This window comes from Streptomyces sp. NPDC005799, from assembly GCF_040630525.1.
Classification (GTDB): domain Bacteria; phylum Actinomycetota; class Actinomycetes; order Streptomycetales; family Streptomycetaceae; genus Streptomyces; species Streptomyces griseorubiginosus_B.
Genome location: NZ_JBEXXQ010000034.1, coordinates 26,693 through 44,509, shown reverse-complemented (window position 1 = coordinate 44,509; position 17,817 = coordinate 26,693). Strand labels below are relative to the sequence as shown.

Here is a 17,817-nt window from a genome sequence, read left to right as displayed (position 1 = left end):
CAGTGATATGTCACATGGCACTGGGATCCTGCGGCCCCCGCCCCGACAGCACCTCTCCGTACGCCTGCATCAAGTCGGGCAACCGCAACGTCGACAAGTCGTCCCGCGACAGCATCCCCGGGTAGGTCGACAGCCGCAGATCCCGGTACGCGCAGCTCTTCTCGTACAGGGTCCGCAGGAAGCGTCCGTTCCCCAGTTCGTCGATCCAGCCCTGGTCCACCACGTGCCCGGCGATCGAGCGCAGCTCGTCCAGGGCCTCCTCGTCCCACACGTCGCCGTTCTCCGCGGCCAGCACCTCGCCGATCGAGGTGAGTTCCAGCGGCCGGTAGGACGGGAAGTCGACGCGGGTCGTGAAGCGGGAGGACAGACCGGGGTTGGCGGCGAGCAGCCGGTCCATGCCCTCGGGGTAGCCGGCCAGTATCACCACCAGGTGGTCCCGGTTGTCCTCGGCCCGCTTCAGCAGCACCTGCAGCGCCTCGTCGCCGTAGGCGTCCCCCTTGCCGTAACCGGAGTTGGAGAGGGAGTAGGCCTCGTCCACGAAGAGCACCCCGCCGATCGCGGAGTCGATCAGCTCGTTGGCCTTCACGGCCGTCTGGCCCAGGTACTCACCCACCAGGTCGGCTCGCTGGGCCTCGACGAGGTGGTCGCCGCCGAGCAGGCCGAGGGCGTAGAAGACGCGGCCCAGGATGCGGGCGACCGTCGTCTTGCCGGTGCCGGAGGGGCCGGAGAAGACGAAGTGCCGTTTGGGCGGCTGGACCGGCAGCCCCTGCCCGGCCCGCAGCCGTGCCATGTTCAACTGCGCGGACAGCGCCTTGACCTGTCGTTTCACGGGCTCCAGGCCGACCATGCGCTCCAGCTCGGCGAGCGCCTCCTCGAGCAACGCCGGGTCGGTCGGACCGGCCGGCAGCGGCGAGCCGGCGACGCTCTTCTCGCGCACCGCCGGATCGATCACCGACGGCACCGGGCCGACGGGCGGGAGGTCGGGTTCGGGAAGCCGCAGGTCCCGTACCTCGGTGCCGAACAGCGGGTCGAGGGCGTCGGGGCCGTCCAGGACGTCCTGTGCGCCGGAGAGCGTGATCGCGGCGAGGTCGGCGGAGTCGTCGTACCCGTCCCCCTCGGCGATCGCCGCGAGCCGGGCCGAGGTGTCCATGAAGGCGGGGTCGACGCGGTGCACGGCCCGGTACAGGGGCAGCGCGGCGGCCGAACGGCCCGTGCCCTCGTGGGCCCGCGCCAGCCAGTACCGCAGCTCCTTGCGCTGCGGCTGCTCGCTGCGGCAGCGCATCAGCGCCGATGCGAGAAGCGGCTCGGCCTGGCCGTACATCTCCAGACGGACCCGGGCCATCCCGCCGAACAGGCCCGCCTCGATCCCGAGCAGCGGGTCGTCGATCAGGGGGTCGGTGTGGCGGACGAGCTGCTCCCAGTCCTTGACCAGGTAGGCGCGGCAGGCGTGCAGGAAGCGGACCTGGTGGTCGGTGTCGATGGGCGGCAGACCGGCCAGCGCCCGGTCCAGCTCGGGCACATGACGACCGTCCAGCCAGTGCGAGGCGTGCGCGAGCAGCAGGTCGCGCGGGCTCTCCAGCACCGGCTGCACCCACCAGCCCAGCCAGTACCAGGAGTTGAGGGAGCGGCGGTGCCGGGCGCGCTGCTCGCCGAAGCGGTCCCGGTGCCGGAACATCCGCAGCAGAGCGGTCGTCGTGTCGACGCGCAGCGCGTGCAGTCCGAGCCAGCCGTCGGCCATCCCGGGATCCATCCGCACCGCGGTCCGGAACTCCTCCTCCGCCTGCGGATACGCGCCCATGGTGTAGGCGTCCACGCCTCGCAGCCAGGCGAGGTCGGCCGGGGCCTCGGGGCCCTGCGTGCCGAAGTCCATCACGTCCCCCACAAACCGTGCCCCCGTCGGTTGACCGCCGGGTGGTCACCCGTCGGCCGCCTTGATCGAACCGCCGTACCGCTGACCGGAGTTGCGGTGCGCGCACAGCCGCTCGTAGGTCGCACCGAGGGCATGGTACCTGCGCCGGTGTCGCCCACCGAAGGGTGCCGCACACGAGGTTTGACGAGGTGGGAGCAGATGAGCCGGGGACCGGATGGTGACGGAGGGTGAGCGAAACGCACCACAGAGCGTCCGGAAAGGTGGGGGAGGGCAGAACGAAGCCCCCGATCACGGGGGAACAACCGGGGGCTTCGCGACAGTGGGCGGCTTCGCATGGCCGCACATTGAGAACGTAAGACCTGTACGGCCCCTCGGTCAAGCCGAGTTGAGGCACTCCGGGAAGTTCCCCGAGGCCCCGTCTTCACAAGTTCAGCACATTGCGGATGGTCCGTCACCCTGCGTGAGCGCCTGGTCCGGTCCAAGTCTCTTCCCTGGCCCCGGCAGTACCTCGTATCCCTTCTCGCACTGCTGTACCAGGGAGTTGGCGAACGGCCGGGAGGGATCCTCTGCGAAGTGCTGTCGTTCCGCCCGGACCCATCCGTCCCAGAACTCCCGTTGTTCCTCGCCGTCCCGCTGTCGCCCCCGCGTCCACGCCTCCTCGTGCGGCAGCTCCATCCACAGCAGATGTGCGAGATGGGGGCGGAGCGCGCGGCGGCCGGCGCCGACGCCTTCGACCAGCACCACGGGGGCGGTCGGCAGCGGCTGCGGTGGGCCGAAGCGGCGGGCGCGCCAGTCGTAGGGGGTGTAGTGGGCGGTCTCGCCGCGGCGGAACGGCTCGATCACCTGGGTCAGCAGGCGCCCGCTCCAGCCGAACAGCTCGTCGTGACTGGCGATGTCGTCGAGGTGCAGCACCGGTGCGTCGCCGAGGGCCCGGGCCAACTGGCCGGCGAACGTGGACTTCCCGGAACCCGCGTGTCCGTCGACCCCGACCAGGCGGACCGGACCGCAGGACGGGGGGAGACGGCGGAGCCGGTAGGCGAGGGAGTGGATGGCCGTTCCTTGGCTGCACGGAGGCGGGTGCGTTTCGGCCACAGTTTAGCCGGGGGCGGGATCGAGGCGGCGGAGCGTCGCAGGTCATGCCAGTGGTCCAGGCCAATATTGGTGGGCGCGCCGCGGGCCGAAGTGCTGGCCGTGGACCTCCTCGGCGGCCATAGTTGGCCCACGGCGGCGCCACAAGCCCGCGTCGCACGCGCGCAACGGACCCGTCCCGACTCGGACACCTGGGGGTCGTCCCACCCATGAGCAGAGCCGAACAGCCGTCCCGCAGAACCCTCCTGGCCGCCACGGTCGCCGCCGCGGTGGTGGGCCCCTCGCTCTCCGTCGGCGTGGCCCATGCCGACCCGGCCCGCCCCGTCGACTACCACGCCTGGACCTCGTACCCCGACTGGCGCGCCGGTGACGCCCTGGGCACCCGTGCCGTCGCCGGCACCCGTCCCGCAGTCGTGATCGCCGACCCGGCCGGCACCACCGAGTACACCGACCCGCACACCGGTACGACGGCGAGCTGGGAGTACGCGACCTGGACGTCCCCCGACCACACGCTCCGCGTTCCCGCCACCGAGGTGGTCGCCTCCTGGAACGCGCACACCCCGGCGGGCACCTGGCTCCAGGTCGAGTTGCACGGCAGGTACTCCGACGGCACCGAGACACCCTGGTACGTGATGGGCCGCTGGGCCGCGGGCGACCAGGACATCAAGCGGACCTCGGTGGACGGGCAGGCCGACGGCAAGAGCACGGTCTGGACCGACACCTTCGCCGTCGACGACGCGACCACCGGCCTGCGTCTGGTCTCCTACCGGCTGCGCCTCACCCTCCACCGCAAGCCCGGCACCCGGCTCACCCCCACCGTCTGGCGGCTCGGCGCGATGGGCTCCGACGTCCCGGACCGCTTCACCGTCCCGGCCTCCACGCCGGGCCTGGCCAGGGAACTGACCGTCCCGCGCTACTCGCAGGAGATCCACAAGGGCCAGTACCCGCAGTACGACAACGGCGGCGAGGCCTGGTGCAGCCCCACCTCCTCGCAGATGATCATCGAGTACTGGGGCGGCCGGCTCACCCCAGGGCAACTCGCCTGGGTGGACCCGGGCTACGCCGACCCGCAGGTCGACCACGCGGCCCGCTTCACCTACGACTACCAGTACGAGGGCTGCGGCAACTGGCCGTTCAACGCCGCCTACGCGGCCACCTACGAGAACCTGCAGGGCGTGGTCACCCGGCTCGGCTCGCTCACCGACGTGGAGACGCTGATCGCGGCCGGCATCCCGGCCATAACGTCCCAGTCCTTCCTCAAGGAGGAGCTCACCGGGGCGGGTTACGGCACCTCGGGGCATCTGATGACCGTCATCGGGTTCACCGCGGACGGCGACGTGATCGCCAACGACCCCGCCTCACCGAGCGACGAGGCGGTGCGACGGGTGTACCGGCGGCGCGAGTTCGAGAACATCTGGCTGCGCACCAAGCGGTACAACGCCTCCGGCAAGGTCGTCTCCGGCAGTGGCGGTGTCTGTTACCTGTACTTCCCCGCGTGTCCCAGTGCCCGGCAGCGCAAGGCGCTCGCGGCGGTCGGTGTGCGCTGAGCGGTCGGTCCCTCCGTGAAGGCCCCGGGGCGACCGGGGCCCTTGCGCTGTGACCAACGTCTCCGTCGCAAAAGCCGCTGCTGGTGGCAAGGTGGACACAACGACGGGGGAGTCCACCGCACGCCGAGCCCAGCGAGACACCATGACAGCACACTCAGTCACCGCCGCCCGCACGCGCACCGGCGGCCCCCGGGACGACGGCCCGAAGATCCTCGAGCATGTCATGGGCTGGACTCTGGTGGTGGTCGTCGCGATGCTCGTCGCCCAGTTCGGTCTGCTCTGACTCGAACTAACGGGCGTTGTTGTTCTGACATACTGCGGATGTCCCGCCCCCCGCCCGAGACCAGGGTCCGAATTGAAGATCAGCGAACAGAGCGATGCCGTCCGTCCACGGGCGCGCGGCACCGAGCGCTCACTGGCGCGCCGCGCCGAACTCATCGCCATCGGGCGGAAGTTGTTCGCCGACACGTCCTACGACGCACTCTCCATGGATGACATCGCCAAGCAGGCGCACGTCGCCAAGGGGCTGATCTACTACTACTTCCAGTCCAAGCGCGGCTACTACCTGGCGATCATCCACGACTCGGTCGCCGACCTGATCAACTTCGCGGGCGGCGAGGTGGACCGGGAACAGCTGGACCGGGTCCACCGCACCATGGAGGCCTATCTCCGCTGGGCCGAGCACAACCAGGCCGCCTACCGCACGATCGTCAGCGGCGGCGTCGGCTTCGACGCCGAGGTGCAGGCCATACGGGACGGGGTGCGCGAGGCGATCGTCGCGACCATCGCGGACGGGGCGTACGGCCGTACCGACATCGCGCCGCTGGCCCGGATGGGCCTGTTCGCCTGGGTGTGCAGTGTGGAGGGCGCGACCCTCGACTGGATCGACCGCCCCGCCCTGACCCGGGACCAGATGCGCGAACTGCTGGTCAAGACCCTCGGCGGCTCGATGCGTGCCATCGAGGAACTAGACCCCGCGTACCCGGCCCCGGCCCCGGCCCGACGGGACGGCTGAGCAAGGTCAGCCGATGGCCTTGATCAGCTCGCCGTTCGAGGTGTCGCCGCTGAGCTCCCAGAAGAAGGTGCCGCCCAGGCCCTGCTGGTTCTTGTAGGTCATCTTCGTCCCGATGGTCGAGGGCGTGTCGTAACTCCACCAGTTGTTGCCGCACTTGGCGTACGCGGTCCCGCCGACGGTCCCGGTCGCCGGGCACTTGGACTTGAGCACCTTGTAGTCGTCGATGCCCTGCTCGTACGTCCCCGCCGCGGGCCCGGTCGCCGTGCCGCCGGGCGCCGACTGCGTCACGCCGGTCCAGCCGCGGCCGTAGAAGCCGATGCCCAGCAGCAGCTTCGAGGCCGGGATGCCGAGGCCCTTGAGCTTGGCGATGGTCGCCGAGGTGTGGAAGCCGGCCTTGGGGATGCCGGAGTAGGAGTTCAGCGGTGAGTGCGGGGCCGTCGGACCGGTGGCGTCCCAGGCGCCGAAGTAGTCGTACGTCATCGGGTTGTACCAGTTGACGTACTGGGCCGCGCCGGCGTAGTCCGCCGCGTCGATCTTGCCGCCGCCGGTGGCGTCCGCGGTGATCGCCGCGGTGACCAGCGCACCGCTGCCGAACTTCGAGCGCAGCGCCGCCATCAGGTTCTTGAAGGCCTCCCGGCCGCTGGTGTCGCAGGTGTTTCCGCAGGCGTTCGGGTACTCCCAGTCGATGTCGATGCCGTCGAACAGGCCCGACCACTTCGAGTTCTTCACCAGGTCGTAGCAGGACTGGGCGAAGGCGGCAGGATTCCTCGCCGCCTCGCCGAAGCCGCTGGACCAGGTCCAGCCGCCGAAGGACCACAGGACCTTCAGCCCCGGGTGCTTCTTCTTCAGCTTCAGCAGCTGGTTGAAGTTGCCGCGCAGGGGCTGGTCCCAGGTGTCGGCGACGCCGTCCACCGACTCGGCGGCCGTGTAGGCGCGGTCGGTCGCGGCGTAGGAGTCGCCCATGGCGCACTTGCCGCTGGTGACGTTGCCGAAGGCGTAGTTGATGTGGGTCAGCCTCGCCGCCGATCCGGACGTCTCGACGTTCTTGACGTAGTACTTGCGGTCGTAGGTGCCCCATTCGGTGAAGTAGCCGACAACCTTGGAGCCGGCCGCTTCCTGGGTGGACGGCTTCGCGGAGGCCGTGCTGGCGCCGGCCAGCAGACCGGCGCCGAGGACGGCGCAACACGCGGCGGAGACCAGCGCCCGGAAGGAGGCGCGGGGGCGGTGCGGAACGTGCATCGGGTGTCTCCTCGTGGGGGAGAGGGAACGCGCGCCGATTGGCATGAACGCGGTAAAGCGTTGGTCATGAACCTTAGGAGGACTAGACCAGTCGGGTCAATGGTGCGGACCAATACGAGGCGGGTTCGCGGGGAGCGGACGGCGCTTCGGGGCGGCGCGGGATATTCTTGAAGTAAGCGGTCGTTAACTGGTGACGGGATGTCCCCGATCGGGCATACTCACAGCGCACAGCCGCTGGTCAGCAGCTTCCGAGACCCGGAGGCGCGAGCACCGGCAGGCCGCGAGCAGGACCCGGCGGAGCCGCCCCCACCCAGGGCGCACGCCGCCGATGTGCCCGAAACAGGGAGGAGAGCGTCGCCATGCCCGACCGCGCCCCGCAGCCGGTGGACCGTCAACTGCCCACGGACGAGGCCCGGGATCTGATCTCGCTCGTCCGGGACATCGCCCAGCGCGAGATCGCGCCGAAGGCGGCCGACGATGAGGACGTCGGACGCTTCCCCCGCGAGGTCTTCACGCTGCTGTCGAAGTCGGGACTGCTCGGACTGCCGTACGACTCCGAGCACGGCGGCGGCGACCAGCCGTACGAGGTCTACCTCCAGGTCCTGGAAGAGTTGGCAGCGGCCCGTCTCACCGTCGGCCTCGGCGTCAGCGTCCACACGCTCGCCTCCTACGCCCTCGCGGCCTACGGCACCAAGCAGCAGCAGGTCGAGCACCTGCCCGCGATGCTGGGCGGCGGCCTGCTGGGCGCCTACTGCCTGTCCGAGCCGTCGTCCGGCTCCGACGCCGCCTCCCTGCGCACCAAGGCGGTGCGCGACGGCGACCACTGGGTGATCGACGGGACCAAGGCCTGGATCACCCACGGCGGCATCGCCGACTTCTACACCGTCATGGCCCGCACCGGCGAGGACGGCCCGCGCGGGATCACCGCCTTCCTGGTGCCCGGCGACGCCGAGGGGCTCAGCGGCGCGGCGCCCGAGAAGAAGATGGGCCTCAAGGGCTCACCCACCGCCCAGGTCCACTTCGACGGGGTGCGGGTCCCCGACGAGCGGCGCATCGGCGAGGAGGGGCAGGGCTTCGCGATCGCCCTGGCCTCCCTCGACTCCGGCCGGCTCGGCATCGCGGCCTGCGCCATCGGACTCGCCCAGGCGGCGCTCGACGAGGCGGTCGCCTATGCCACCGGACGACAGCAGTTCGGGCGGCCCATCGCCGACTTCCAGGGGCTGCGGTTCATGCTCGCCGACATGGCCACCCAGATCGAGGCGGGCCGCGCCCTGTACCTGTCGGCGGCGCGGCTGCGCGACGCGGGCCGGCCGTTCGCCAAGCAGGCGGCCATGGCCAAGCTGCACTGCACCGACACCGCGATGAAGGTCACCACCGACGCCGTGCAGGTCCTCGGCGGATACGGCTACACCGCGGACTTCCCGGTCGAGCGCCATATGCGCGAGGCCAAGGTGCTGCAGATCGTCGAGGGCACCAACCAGATCCAGCGCATGGTCATCGCCCGTCATCTTGCGGGTCCGGAGACCCGCTGAACTGCCCTGGCAGCACCTGCGGGGCCGCCAGCCTGACCCACTCCGGGTCATGGCGGCCCGGCAGGGTGCGGCCCCGGTCGGCCCAGGTGCGCATCAGATCACGGTAGATCGGCGGGTCTGGGACGGGCGGCGCCGGGGGAACCGTTCCTGCGGGCGGCGGGACGAAGATACGGCGCTGACGCCCGGTCGCTGAATAGGTGGGGGTCATACCAGGGCAACGCGGCAACGGACGGACAGGTCACCGATCCGTCGAATCGAGCGTGAGTTCGCGACCCGTCTCTGGTCACCGGCCGCTGTCTGACGTACCGTCAGCCACGCCGTCTCCAGGGAGGTTTGGCATGGCCGACGACCGTCCCGTGCCGCTCGACGAGTACCCCGTGCACCAGGTCCCCCTGTCCATGCGGCACGTGGCCACCGGGGACCGCAACGCCTACGACCGCTGCATCTTCCACGTCCTGGACCACGAGGGCCGCGCCCTGCTGATCGCCGGCCTCGGCGTGTACCCGAACGTCGGCGTGATCGACGCCTACGCGACCTTGCGGGTGGGGGACACGGTCCACGCGGTACGGGCGTCCGACGCGCTGGGCGAGGACCGGATGCGGCTCGCCGTCGGACCGCTGCGCATCGAGGTCGAGCAACCGCTGTGCAGGCTCCGGCTGTTCAGCGACGACGAGGCGTTGTCGTACGACCTCACCTGGACCGCCGACTTCCCGGCCCTGTGGGAGCCCCACCACGTCCAGCGCCGCGGCGACCGGCTCACTCTCGAAGGGCGCCGGTTCGTGCAGGCGGGCAGCGTTGAGGGGGTGATCCGGGCGGCCGGCGAGGAGTTCCGGGTCAGCGCCGCCCGTTGGACCGGCACCCGGGACCGCAGTTGGGGAGTGCGGCCCATACCGGGGGAGGAGGGCGGCCGGTTCGCCGAGGAGCGGCCGACCGAGGGGTTCCACTGGTTGTGGTGTCCGGTCCGCTTCGAGGACCGGTTCCTGATGGTGATCGTCCAGGAGGACGCCGACGGCCACCGCTCCCTCAACGACGCCACCCTCGTCCGCCCCGGCCACCGCGACCGCCAACTCGGCTGGCCCCAGCCCGAGATCACCTACCGCTCCGGCACCCGCCACCCCGAGCGCGCCGTCGTCCACCTCGGCGACCTCCGCAAGCCGCAGGAACTGGAGGCCGAGATCCTCACCTCGTCCCCGCTCGCGATCGGCGCCGGCTATCCGCCCGCCGACGACTGGCAGCACGGCACCTGGCAGGGCCGGGGCTGGACCGACCGGCGTACGTACGACCTGACAGAGCCTCACCCTCTCGCCGCGTACGGCGTCACCGACCACGCGGCGCGCTTCCGGCTCGACGGGCAGGTCGGCTACGGCGTCTTCGAGCACGGCTCGTTCGGGCGGCACGACCCGAGCGGCTTCGCGGACTTCACCTCGGTCGCACCGTAAGGGGGTTCACGACATGGCCACGGCACCCCGCCCCCGCACCACCACCCGGGACCCGGAGGAGCTCGCCCGTCGCCTCACCGCCTGGCTGGGTACCCGGCTGCCCGGCGCCAAGGCGGTCGGCGTCAGCGTCCCCGAGTCCAACGGACTCTCCAGCGAGACCCTGCTCTTCGACATCGAGCACCCCCGGCCGCCGGTTGTCTCCTGCGCGTTGAGGCTGGCGGCGGACCCGGCGGCGTACACCGTCTTCCCGGTGTACGACATGCCGCGCCAGTACCGCACCATGCGCGTCGTGGCCGAGCACACCGACCTGCCCGTGCCGAAGGTGCTTTGGCTGGAGGAGGACCCGGGGCCGCTCGGGGCGCCGTTCTTCGTGATGGAGCGGGTCGCGGGGCGCGTGCCGCCGGACGTGATGCCGTACACCTACCAGGGCAACTGGCTGCACGCGGCGAGCGACGCCGAGCGCGAGCGGCTGGAGGCGGCCTCGATCGGACTCCTGGCCCGCCTGCACGACCAAGTGCCGCTGGAGGCAGCCGAGTTCCTCACCCTGCCCGGCGCTGGCGCTGGCGCTGGCGCTGGCGACGCGCTGCGCCGCCATGTCACCGCCCAACGCGCCTACTACGACTGGGTGGTGGACGGACACGCCCGCTCACCGCTGATCGAGGCCGCGTTCGACCGCCTCGAGGACCTCTGGCCCGACGATCCGGGCACGCCGGTCCTCAACTGGGGCGACGCGCGCATCGGGAACGTCGTCTACGACGCCTTCGAGCCCGTCGCCGTCCTCGACTGGGAGATGGCGGCCCTCGCCCCGCGCGAGGTCGACCTGGGCTGGACCGTCTACCTGCACCGCTTCTTCCAGGATCTGACGGTCGCCTTCGGCCAGCGCGGTCTGCCGGACTTCCTGCGCCGCGACCGCGTCGAGGCGCGCTACGCCGAACTCACCGGTCACACACCGCGCGACATGGACTTCCACACCCTGTACGCGGCGCTGCGGCACGCCATCGTGATGCTGCGCATCGCCTACCGGCAGGTGCACTTCGGCGAGGTGGCCGTCCCGGCGGATCCGGACACACTGATCCTGCACCACGGCAGCCTGCGTGCCATGGTGCAGGGCAGCTACTGGGATTGAGCGAGGCGGTTCAGGCGGCCTGACGGCGCATCACCGGCACGCGCATCGGGCGCGAGCCCGGGCCGCCGACGTGCGAGAACGGCTGCGTCCGCCAGTCGAGCCCCTGAGGGAGCGTCAACAAAAGGGCGGTGTCCTGCTCCTGGACCTCGGCGGAGTCGTCCGCGGAGCGGGCCTCGGCGGCCCTGCGACCCGTACCGGCGCAGACCGTCAGGCCGAACGGGTTCCACGGCGAGGCGCAGAGCGCGTGCTCAGGCAGGACCTCCTCGTCGGCGAGCAGGGCGATGGGCTGCGCGCAGTCCGGGCAGACCACCCGGTACATCTCGAAGGTGTCGTACGCGTCGAGTTCCTCATCGTCGTAGGCGTCGGGTTCGACGCTCTCCGGCTCGGGCTCGACGACCGAGTGGAGCCGCTTGGGCGCGGTGCGACCAGGGCGCTTGAGGCTCTGCATGGATAACTCCCCCTTGGGCTGGGGCCGTGAAGGCGCTGCGGCCTCGACCACAGCAAGCACTTCCCGTCCGCTCTCGGAGGTAATCACGAGAACATCACGGAGATGCCCCGGCGTATGTGGTGTTCGTCACATGCCGCTCGCAGGTGCCGCCGGCGGACCGTCTGTCGCCCGAACGGCTCACGGACCGCTCTCGCCCACATCACAAACCGGGTATGACCTGGGCTGCTCAGGTATCCGAGGAGATCACCCGCACTGTAGGTTCTGCCGCATGGAGGAGCTGGACCGTCAGATTGTGCAGCTGCTCGTCAAGGACGGGCGGATGAGCTACACAGACCTGGGCAAGGCCACGGGCCTGTCCACGTCGGCCGTGCACCAGCGGGTGCGGCGGCTGGAACAGCGTGGCGTCATCCGCGGCTATGCCGCGGTGGTCGACCCCGAGGCCGTCGGGCTGCCCATGACCGCTTTCATCTCGGTGAAACCCTTCGATCCCAGCGCGCCGGACGACATCGCGGAACGCCTCGCCGGCGTTCCCGAGATCGAGGCCTGCCACAGCGTCGCGGGCGACGAGAACTACATCCTCAAGGTCCGGGTGGCCACCCCCCACGAGCTGGAGGAGCTCCTGGCCCGGCTGCGCACGCTCGCGGGGGTCTCCACGCGGACGACGGTGGTTCTCTCGACGCCCTACGAGGCCCGCCCGCCGAGGATCTGACCGCACGGGCGCCGCCCCCGTGTGCAGGGGGCGCGCGGGGGCACGGGAGACTGTCCCCATGAGCGAGCGCAGCCCCGAGCCCAGCACCGTCCTCCTCCGCCGCGGCGAGGTCCACAGCCCCGCCGACCCCTTCGCGACCGCGATGGTCGTGGAGGCCGGACAGGTCGCCTGGGTCGGATCCGAAGGGGCCGCCGACGCCTTCGCGGACGGGGTCGACGACGTGGTCGATCTCGACGGTGCCCTCGTCACCCCCGCCTTCACCGACGCCCATGTGCACACCACCTCCACCGGGCTCGCGCTCACCGGCCTCGATCTGTCCGGCGCGCCCACGCTGGAGGCGGCCCTCGCTCTCGTACGGGAGTTTGCCGCAGGTCGGCTCGAGGACCGCGTCCTGCTCGGGCACGGCTGGGACGCCTCCCGGTGGCCCGGTGGACGGCCGCCGACGCGGGCGGAGCTGGACGAGGCCACCGGCGGACGTCCTCTGTATCTGAGCCGGATCGACGTCCACTCGGCGGTGGTGACCACGGCCCTGCTGGACATGGTCCCCGGGTTCGGCGCCCCCGACGGACCCCTCACCGCCGATGCCCACCACGCCGTCCGCGCGGCCGCGTTCGCAGCCGTGACGCCGCGGCAGCGCGCCGGGGCGCAGCGCGCGGCCCTCGCCCACGCGGCCTCCCTCGGCATCGGCTCGGTCCACGAGTGCGGTGGGCCCGAGATCTCCTCCGAGGGCGACTTCACCGGCCTGCTGCGGCTCGCCGCCGAGGAGCCGACCTCCCGGGTGGTCGGCTACTGGGCCGAACAGGACGTGGAGAAGGCCCGCGGGCTGGGGGCGGTCGGCGCGGCCGGAGACCTCTTCGTCGACGGCGCCCTCGGCTCCCACACCGCCTGTCTGCATCGGCCGTACACCGACGCCGACCACACGGGCGCCGCCTACCTGGACGCGGCCGCCGTCGCCGCCCATGTCGTCGCCTGCACCGAGGCCGGCCTCCAGGGGGGCTTCCACGCGATCGGCGACGCGGCCGTGACCGCCGTGGTCGACGGGGTCCGGGCCGCCGCCGAGAAGATGGGCCTCGCCCGGATCCGCGCCGCCCGGCACCGCGTCGAGCACGCCGAGATGCTGACGCCCGAGACGATCGCCGCCTTCGCCGAGCTCGGGCTGACCGCATCGGTGCAGCCCGCCTTCGATGCCCTGTGGGGCGGCGAGGACGGCCTCTACGCCCAGCGGCTGGGCGTAGAACGGGCCCGCACGCTCAATCCCTTCGCCGCCCTGCTGCGGGCCGGGGTGCCCCTCGCCTTCGGGTCCGACAGCCCGGTCACCCCGCTCGATCCGTGGGGCACGGTCCGCGCGGCCGCCTTCCACCGCACTCCGGAGCACCGCGTCTCGGTCCGCGCCGCCTTCACCGCCCACACGCGCGGCGGCTGGCGTGCGATCGGCCGTGACGACGCGGGCGTGCTCGTCCCGGGCGCGCCGGCCGACTACGCCGTATGGCGTACCGACGAACTGGTCGTGCAGGCCCCCGACGACCGGGTCGCGCGCTGGTCGACCGATCCCCGCTCCGGCACACCGGGCCTGCCCGATCTCACCCCGGGCCGTGACCTGCCCGTCTGTCTGCGCACGGTGGTCGGCGGGCGGACGGTCTTCGTACGGCCGGGCGAGTGATCTTCCCGGGGCGGCGCGGGTCCGAACGGGGCCCCGGGCCTCGGCGCGCGACCTGCGCCTCCGCCCGCTGACCAGGACGTTGATGGAATAGCCGCAGGTCAAACGGCTGTTGACAGGCGGCCGCACGGGGCCGATAGGTTCGGCCGAGTCCACCACCGGACGCCCTACCGGGGAACTTCCGCGCACTCGCCCGCGGCGCCGCTGGGTCAGGGACGGTGTGCCGCACCGGGGCACCGCCACTGGGAGCCAGGCTCAGCGCCCGCGACGCGGCGAGAGAACGTTCCGGCCGGTCGGGGAGGTGTGACCCGGGTGGGGCCCGGTCGTTCAGTAGACAACGGCTTCGGTCGATCCGCAGCCAGCGGGTCCCAGGTCGGCCCGAAGGGCGCCGGGCCCCCATCCGCAGCGTGTCACTGCCAGGCATGCGAGGACGCCACGGGGGCAAAAGGCCTGAAAGGGCGCTCTTACCCCACTCTTGCGGAATCGACACCACCATACGAACGTCCTGGCGCGTCTGCGCAGGCCGAGACCACTATGGTGGACGTCCTGCGTACGGACATGAAGGGGCAGCAGTGAACGACGGCGACGGAACCCTCGCGGCACAGGCCGGCAAGAGGCAGTTCGGCCCGCTCGGCACGGCCTTGGTGATCATCCCGACCTACAACGAGGCGGAGAACATCAAGAAGATCGTCGGCCGGGTCCGCAAGTCCGTTCCCGAGGCGCACGTCCTCGTGGCCGACGACAACAGCCCTGACGGCACCGGCAAGCTCGCCGACGAGCTGGCCGCCGAGGACGACCACGTCCACGTCATGCACCGCAAGGGCAAGGAGGGCCTGGGCGCCGCCTACCTCGCGGGCTTCCGCTGGGGCCTGGACAACGGCTACGGCGTTGTCGTCGAGATGGACGCCGACGGCTCCCACCAGCCCGAGGAACTGCCCCGTCTGCTCACCGCCCTCAAGAGCGCCGACCTGGTCCTCGGCTCCCGCTGGGTGCCCGGCGGCCGTGTGGTGAACTGGCCCAAGTCCCGCGAGTTCATCTCCCGAGGCGGCAGCCTGTACTCCCGCCTCGCCCTGGATCTGCCGCTGCGTGACATCACCGGCGGCTACCGCGCCTTCCGCCGCGAGACCCTCGAGGGCCTCGGCCTCGACCAGGTCGCCTCGCAGGGCTACTGCTTCCAGGTGGACCTCGCCCGGCGCGCGGTCAAGGCCGGCTACCACGTCGTCGAGGTCCCCATCACCTTCGTCGAGCGCGAACTCGGCGACTCCAAGATGAGCCGCGACATCCTCGTCGAGGCGCTGTGGCGGGTCACCGCGTGGGGCGCCTCGGAGCGGGTCGCCAGGGTCCGGGGCCGCGGGAAGAAGGCCTGATCGCCGCCGGTGTACGGTTCACAGGCCCGGCTGATCGTTCGTTTATCCCGCTCTGAGCCGGGGCCAGGCACACTGGACGCATGACGACTGGTGCTCCGACCCCCACGTATCCCGCCCGGCCCCGGCGCTCCCGGCTGCGTACCTTCCTGCCGCTCGGTGTCGCGGCCTGGCTGGTGCTGGAGATCTGGCTGCTGACCGTGGTGGCCGGGGCGTCGAGCGGGTTCGTGGTGTTCCTGCTGCTGCTCGCCGGGTTCGTGCTCGGCGGCGCGGTGATCAAGAAGGCGGGCCGGCGCGCCTTCCAGAACCTCAACGAGACGCTGCAGCGCGGCGGAACCCCGCAGCGCGGCGGTGGCAACGGTCTGCTGATGCTGGGCGGTCTGCTGCTCATGATCCCCGGCCTGATCTCGGACGCGGTCGGTCTGCTCCTGCTCGTTCCGCCGGTCCAGAAGGCCCTCAGCCGCAGCGCGGAGCGCACCTTCGACCGCAAGCTGCGCGAGGCGGCCACGGGCAGCTTCGGGGACGCCTTCCAGCAGGCCCGCATCCACCGCCCCGACGGCAAGGTCGTGCAGGGCGAGGTCGTGCGGGACGACGAGCCGCGCGGTGACGCCCCACAGGGGCCGCGTCCGCCGCTGACGCGCTGAGCGCTCCGCGGACGCACGACTGCGGGCGCCCTACGTGATGAACTCACGTAAGGCGCCCGCAGTCGTGTGTTTCGTTGTCGTACGCCCGGCCCTGGGAGGGACTAGGCCGACTTGCGGCTGTCCCGCGGATGGACGGCGATGTTCATCGCCCCCGAACGCAGAACGGCCAGGCGCTCCTCGAGGACCTCTTCGAGTTCCTCGCGGGTGCGCCGCTCCATCAGCATGTCCCAGTGCGTACGCGCGGGCTTGGCCTTCTTCTCTTCCGGGCCGTCGCCATCGACGAGGAGTGCCTGGGCCCCGCAGACCTTGCACTCCCACTCCGGCGGGATCTCCGCCTCGACCGAGAAGGGCATCTCGAAGCGGTGCCCCTTCTCGCATGCGTACTCCACGGCCTGGCGCGGGGCCAGGTCGATGCCGCGGTCCGTCTCGTAGCTGGTCACCACGAGGCGCGTGCCGCGAAGAGCTCGCTCACTCATGAATCGTGCCTCCCGGGCTTGTCGCCCACAGGACAGGTGTCGCTGTCGTCGTCATCCGGTCAACGTCCGGTCGGCGGTAAAGATTCCCGTTCCGAGTCCCGTTCCGGGTCATGCGTCGCCGTCGTAGCCGCCCCTTGTTGTACCCACCGTCGCCCGGTTTGTCACATCTGCTAGCAGATGTGACCCAGCGTTTCGTCATCTTTGACGCGCAGTAACGGTACGCCTGGCAGGCCAAACGCGTACACTACAGCCCTTTCGCCTCCGGCGCTAAATCCTCTCGGGAACCGGATTGCCCGCGTCGTTGATCGCCTGCCGCACCGGAACCCGCGCGAGCAGGGCGAATCCGATGACGAAGAAGACCACCAGCGAGATGATCGCGTCCCGATAACTTCCAGTCAGCTGGTAGGTGATCCCGAACAGAAGCGGGCCGAGCCAGCTCATACCCCGATCGCTCATCTCGTACGCCGAGAAGTACTCGGCCTCCTTGCCCGGCGGGACCAGATGGGAGAACAGGGAGCGGGACAGGGCCTGGCTGCCGCCGAGCACCAGGCCGATGCCGGCCGCCAGGACGAAGAACCACACCGGCGCACCGGCCGGCAGGAAGTAGCCGGCCGCCAGCGTTACCGTCCACGCCACCAGCGAGCCGAGGATGGTGCGCTTGGCCCCGTGGGTCCGCGCCAGCCGCCCCATCCCGAGCGCCCCCGCGACCGCCAGCACCTGGACCATCAGCACCGCCGTGATCAGCGTGGACTGGCTCAGGCCGAGTTCCTCGGAGCCGTAGACCGACGCCTGCGAGATCACGGTCTGGATGCCGTCGTTGTAGATGAGGTAGGCGAGCAGGAAGGAGAGCGTTAGGGGCTTGGCGCGCATGTCCCGGACGGTGGACGCGAGCTGCCGCCAGCCGTGGACGGCGGGTGCGGAGGCGGTCGTACGGCGGTCGCGCAGCCGCCTGAGCGGTACGAGGGTGAAGGCACCCCACCACAGGCCCGCGGAGGCCAGGCAGATGCGGACGGCCGTCGACTCGGTCAGGCCGAAGGAGTCGTGTGCCGTGAACAGCACCAGGTTGACGATCAGCATCGACGAACCGGCCGCGTAGCCGAAGGCCCAGCCGCGCGAGGAGACCCGGTCGCGGTCCTCGGGCGGGGCGATCTGCGGCAGATAGGAGTTGTAGACGACCATCGAGACCGCCACGGACGAGTTGGCGACGATCAGCAGCAGCCCGCCGAGCAGATAGCGGTCCCCGGACAGGAAGAACAGCCCGGTCGTGGCGGCCGCCCCCACGTAGGCGCAGGCGGCCAGCAGCGGCTTCTTGCGTCCCGTGCGGTCGGCGGCGGCGCCCACCAGCGGCATCACCAGGATCGACACGATCACGGACGCGGACACGCAGTACGCGAAGAACGACCCGGCCCGCACCGGGATCCCGAGCGGATGGACGTATCCGTCGGCGTCGGCCGCCGCCTTGGCGACCGAGGTCAGATAGGGGCCCAGGAACACGGTGAGCACGCTCGTCGAGTAGACGGAGCAGGCCCAGTCGTAGAAATACCAGCCGCGCTGCTCGCGCCGCAGGCCGATGGCTTCCGCCCGCACGGTGTCGGTGCTCACCCGTGCCCTCGCTTCCCCGCCGAAGGTGCCGTGCCAAGGGGGGCGGTGGTGCGGGGAGTG

Annotated in this window: 16 protein-coding genes; 10 read left to right on the top strand and 6 right to left on the bottom strand. The window is 71.1% G+C overall.

Going from position 1 to position 17,817, the window contains the following annotated elements; translation table 11 throughout:
* Positions 1 to 10: 10 nt before the first annotated feature.
* Together ABZ453_RS29930 and ABZ453_RS29925 are read right to left on the bottom strand one after the other, a co-directional pair.
* On the bottom strand, positions 11 to 1,870 hold the full coding sequence (locus tag ABZ453_RS29930; RefSeq protein ID WP_359019614.1) for an AAA family ATPase: 1,860 nt from the start codon (positions 1,868 to 1,870) through the stop codon (positions 11 to 13).
* Between the two features lie 429 nt (positions 1,871 to 2,299).
* Positions 2,300 to 2,962: a hypothetical protein gene (locus tag ABZ453_RS29925; RefSeq protein WP_359019612.1), complete on the bottom strand. Its 663-nt coding sequence runs from the start codon at positions 2,960 to 2,962 to the stop codon at positions 2,300 to 2,302.
* A gap of 206 nt (positions 2,963 to 3,168) precedes the next feature.
* On the opposite strand from ABZ453_RS29925, the gene ABZ453_RS29920 reads away from it, so the two are divergent.
* From ABZ453_RS29920 to ABZ453_RS29910, 3 genes are all read left to right on the top strand, one after another.
* Positions 3,169 to 4,506: a peptidase C39 family protein gene (locus ABZ453_RS29920; RefSeq protein ID WP_359019610.1), complete on the top strand. Its 1,338-nt coding sequence runs from the start codon at positions 3,169 to 3,171 to the stop codon at positions 4,504 to 4,506.
* Positions 4,507 to 4,648: 142 nt separating this feature from the next.
* Positions 4,649 to 4,789 (top strand): SCO1431 family membrane protein, encoded by a 141-nt coding sequence (locus tag ABZ453_RS29915; protein ID WP_208782117.1) that lies wholly within the window; start codon positions 4,649 to 4,651, stop codon positions 4,787 to 4,789.
* A gap of 72 nt (positions 4,790 to 4,861) precedes the next feature.
* Complete coding sequence (locus tag ABZ453_RS29910; RefSeq protein ID WP_359019608.1) at positions 4,862 to 5,521, top strand: helix-turn-helix domain-containing protein; 660 nt, start codon at positions 4,862 to 4,864, stop codon at positions 5,519 to 5,521.
* Between the two features lie 6 nt (positions 5,522 to 5,527).
* Here ABZ453_RS29910 and ABZ453_RS29905 read toward each other — a convergent pair whose 3' ends face one another.
* Complete coding sequence (locus ABZ453_RS29905) at positions 5,528 to 6,760, bottom strand: glycoside hydrolase family 18 protein (RefSeq protein WP_359019606.1); 1,233 nt, start codon at positions 6,758 to 6,760, stop codon at positions 5,528 to 5,530.
* A 359-nt stretch (positions 6,761 to 7,119) separates the two neighbouring features.
* Here ABZ453_RS29905 and ABZ453_RS29900 point away from each other — a divergent pair, with 359 nt between their 5' ends.
* The 3 genes from ABZ453_RS29900 (at position 7,120) to ABZ453_RS29890 (ending at position 10,857) form a co-directional block, all read left to right on the top strand.
* Complete coding sequence (locus ABZ453_RS29900) at positions 7,120 to 8,292, top strand: acyl-CoA dehydrogenase (protein ID WP_359019604.1); 1,173 nt, start codon at positions 7,120 to 7,122, stop codon at positions 8,290 to 8,292.
* Between the two features lie 338 nt (positions 8,293 to 8,630).
* The gene (locus ABZ453_RS29895) at positions 8,631 to 9,731 is read left to right on the top strand and encodes a hypothetical protein (protein WP_359019601.1); all 1,101 of its coding nucleotides are present in this window, start codon (positions 8,631 to 8,633) and stop codon (positions 9,729 to 9,731) included.
* 13 nt (positions 9,732 to 9,744) lie between these two features.
* The gene (locus tag ABZ453_RS29890; protein ID WP_359019599.1) at positions 9,745 to 10,857 is read left to right on the top strand and encodes a phosphotransferase family protein; all 1,113 of its coding nucleotides are present in this window, start codon (positions 9,745 to 9,747) and stop codon (positions 10,855 to 10,857) included.
* A gap of 10 nt (positions 10,858 to 10,867) precedes the next feature.
* Here the strand turns inward: ABZ453_RS29890 and ABZ453_RS29885 are convergent, their stop codons facing one another.
* Positions 10,868 to 11,305 carry a hypothetical protein gene (locus ABZ453_RS29885; RefSeq protein WP_359019597.1) on the bottom strand — a complete coding sequence of 146 codons (438 nt, stop codon included), beginning with the start codon at positions 11,303 to 11,305 and terminating at the stop codon, positions 10,868 to 10,870.
* Between the two features lie 268 nt (positions 11,306 to 11,573).
* Here ABZ453_RS29885 and ABZ453_RS29880 point away from each other — a divergent pair, with 268 nt between their 5' ends.
* The 4 genes from ABZ453_RS29880 to fxsA all read left to right on the top strand — a co-directional run bounded on the left by ABZ453_RS29880 (position 11,574) and on the right by fxsA (position 15,679).
* A complete protein-coding gene (locus ABZ453_RS29880) occupies positions 11,574 to 12,014 on the top strand; it encodes an Lrp/AsnC family transcriptional regulator (protein WP_020138156.1) in 441 nt (146 codons plus the stop codon).
* Positions 12,015 to 12,072: 58 nt separating this feature from the next.
* A complete protein-coding gene (locus ABZ453_RS29875; RefSeq protein WP_359019595.1) occupies positions 12,073 to 13,674 on the top strand; it encodes an amidohydrolase in 1,602 nt (533 codons plus the stop codon).
* 569 nt (positions 13,675 to 14,243) lie between these two features.
* Entirely contained in the window at positions 14,244 to 15,038 is a 795-nt protein-coding gene (locus ABZ453_RS29870; protein ID WP_359019593.1) for a polyprenol monophosphomannose synthase, read from the top strand.
* 80 nt (positions 15,039 to 15,118) lie between these two features.
* Positions 15,119 to 15,679, top strand: coding sequence for an FxsA family membrane protein (gene fxsA, locus ABZ453_RS29865; protein ID WP_359019591.1), 561 nt, complete (start codon positions 15,119 to 15,121; stop codon positions 15,677 to 15,679).
* A gap of 101 nt (positions 15,680 to 15,780) precedes the next feature.
* Here the strand turns inward: fxsA and ABZ453_RS29860 are convergent, their stop codons facing one another.
* Together ABZ453_RS29860 and ABZ453_RS29855 are read right to left on the bottom strand one after the other, a co-directional pair.
* The gene (locus ABZ453_RS29860; protein ID WP_003977404.1) at positions 15,781 to 16,155 is read right to left on the bottom strand and encodes an RNA polymerase-binding protein RbpA; all 375 of its coding nucleotides are present in this window, start codon (positions 16,153 to 16,155) and stop codon (positions 15,781 to 15,783) included.
* Between the two features lie 267 nt (positions 16,156 to 16,422).
* Complete coding sequence (locus ABZ453_RS29855; RefSeq protein WP_359019589.1) at positions 16,423 to 17,757, bottom strand: MFS transporter; 1,335 nt, start codon at positions 17,755 to 17,757, stop codon at positions 16,423 to 16,425.
* Positions 17,758 to 17,817: the final 60 nt, after the last annotated feature.

What these genes read in the sequence shown, in the direction of transcription:
- ABZ453_RS29930 (WP_359019614.1), bottom strand. Translation starts at nt 1,870, where the DNA reads ATGGACTTCGGCACGCAGGGCCCCGAGGCCCCGGCCGACCTCGCCTGG.
- ABZ453_RS29920 (WP_359019610.1), top strand. Translation starts at nt 3,169, where the DNA reads ATGAGCAGAGCCGAACAGCCGTCCCGCAGAACCCTCCTGGCCGCCACG.
- ABZ453_RS29915 (WP_208782117.1), top strand. Translation starts at nt 4,649, where the DNA reads ATGACAGCACACTCAGTCACCGCCGCCCGCACGCGCACCGGCGGCCCC.
- ABZ453_RS29905 (WP_359019606.1), bottom strand. Translation starts at nt 6,760, where the DNA reads ATGCACGTTCCGCACCGCCCCCGCGCCTCCTTCCGGGCGCTGGTCTCC.
- ABZ453_RS29900 (WP_359019604.1), top strand. Translation starts at nt 7,120, where the DNA reads ATGCCCGACCGCGCCCCGCAGCCGGTGGACCGTCAACTGCCCACGGAC.
- ABZ453_RS29895 (WP_359019601.1), top strand. Translation starts at nt 8,631, where the DNA reads ATGGCCGACGACCGTCCCGTGCCGCTCGACGAGTACCCCGTGCACCAG.
- ABZ453_RS29890 (WP_359019599.1), top strand. Translation starts at nt 9,745, where the DNA reads ATGGCCACGGCACCCCGCCCCCGCACCACCACCCGGGACCCGGAGGAG.
- ABZ453_RS29885 (WP_359019597.1), bottom strand. Translation starts at nt 11,305, where the DNA reads ATGCAGAGCCTCAAGCGCCCTGGTCGCACCGCGCCCAAGCGGCTCCAC.
- ABZ453_RS29880 (WP_020138156.1), top strand. Translation starts at nt 11,574, where the DNA reads ATGGAGGAGCTGGACCGTCAGATTGTGCAGCTGCTCGTCAAGGACGGG.
- ABZ453_RS29875 (WP_359019595.1), top strand. Translation starts at nt 12,073, where the DNA reads ATGAGCGAGCGCAGCCCCGAGCCCAGCACCGTCCTCCTCCGCCGCGGC.
- fxsA (WP_359019591.1), top strand. Translation starts at nt 15,119, where the DNA reads ATGACGACTGGTGCTCCGACCCCCACGTATCCCGCCCGGCCCCGGCGC.
- ABZ453_RS29860 (WP_003977404.1), bottom strand. Translation starts at nt 16,155, where the DNA reads ATGAGTGAGCGAGCTCTTCGCGGCACGCGCCTCGTGGTGACCAGCTAC.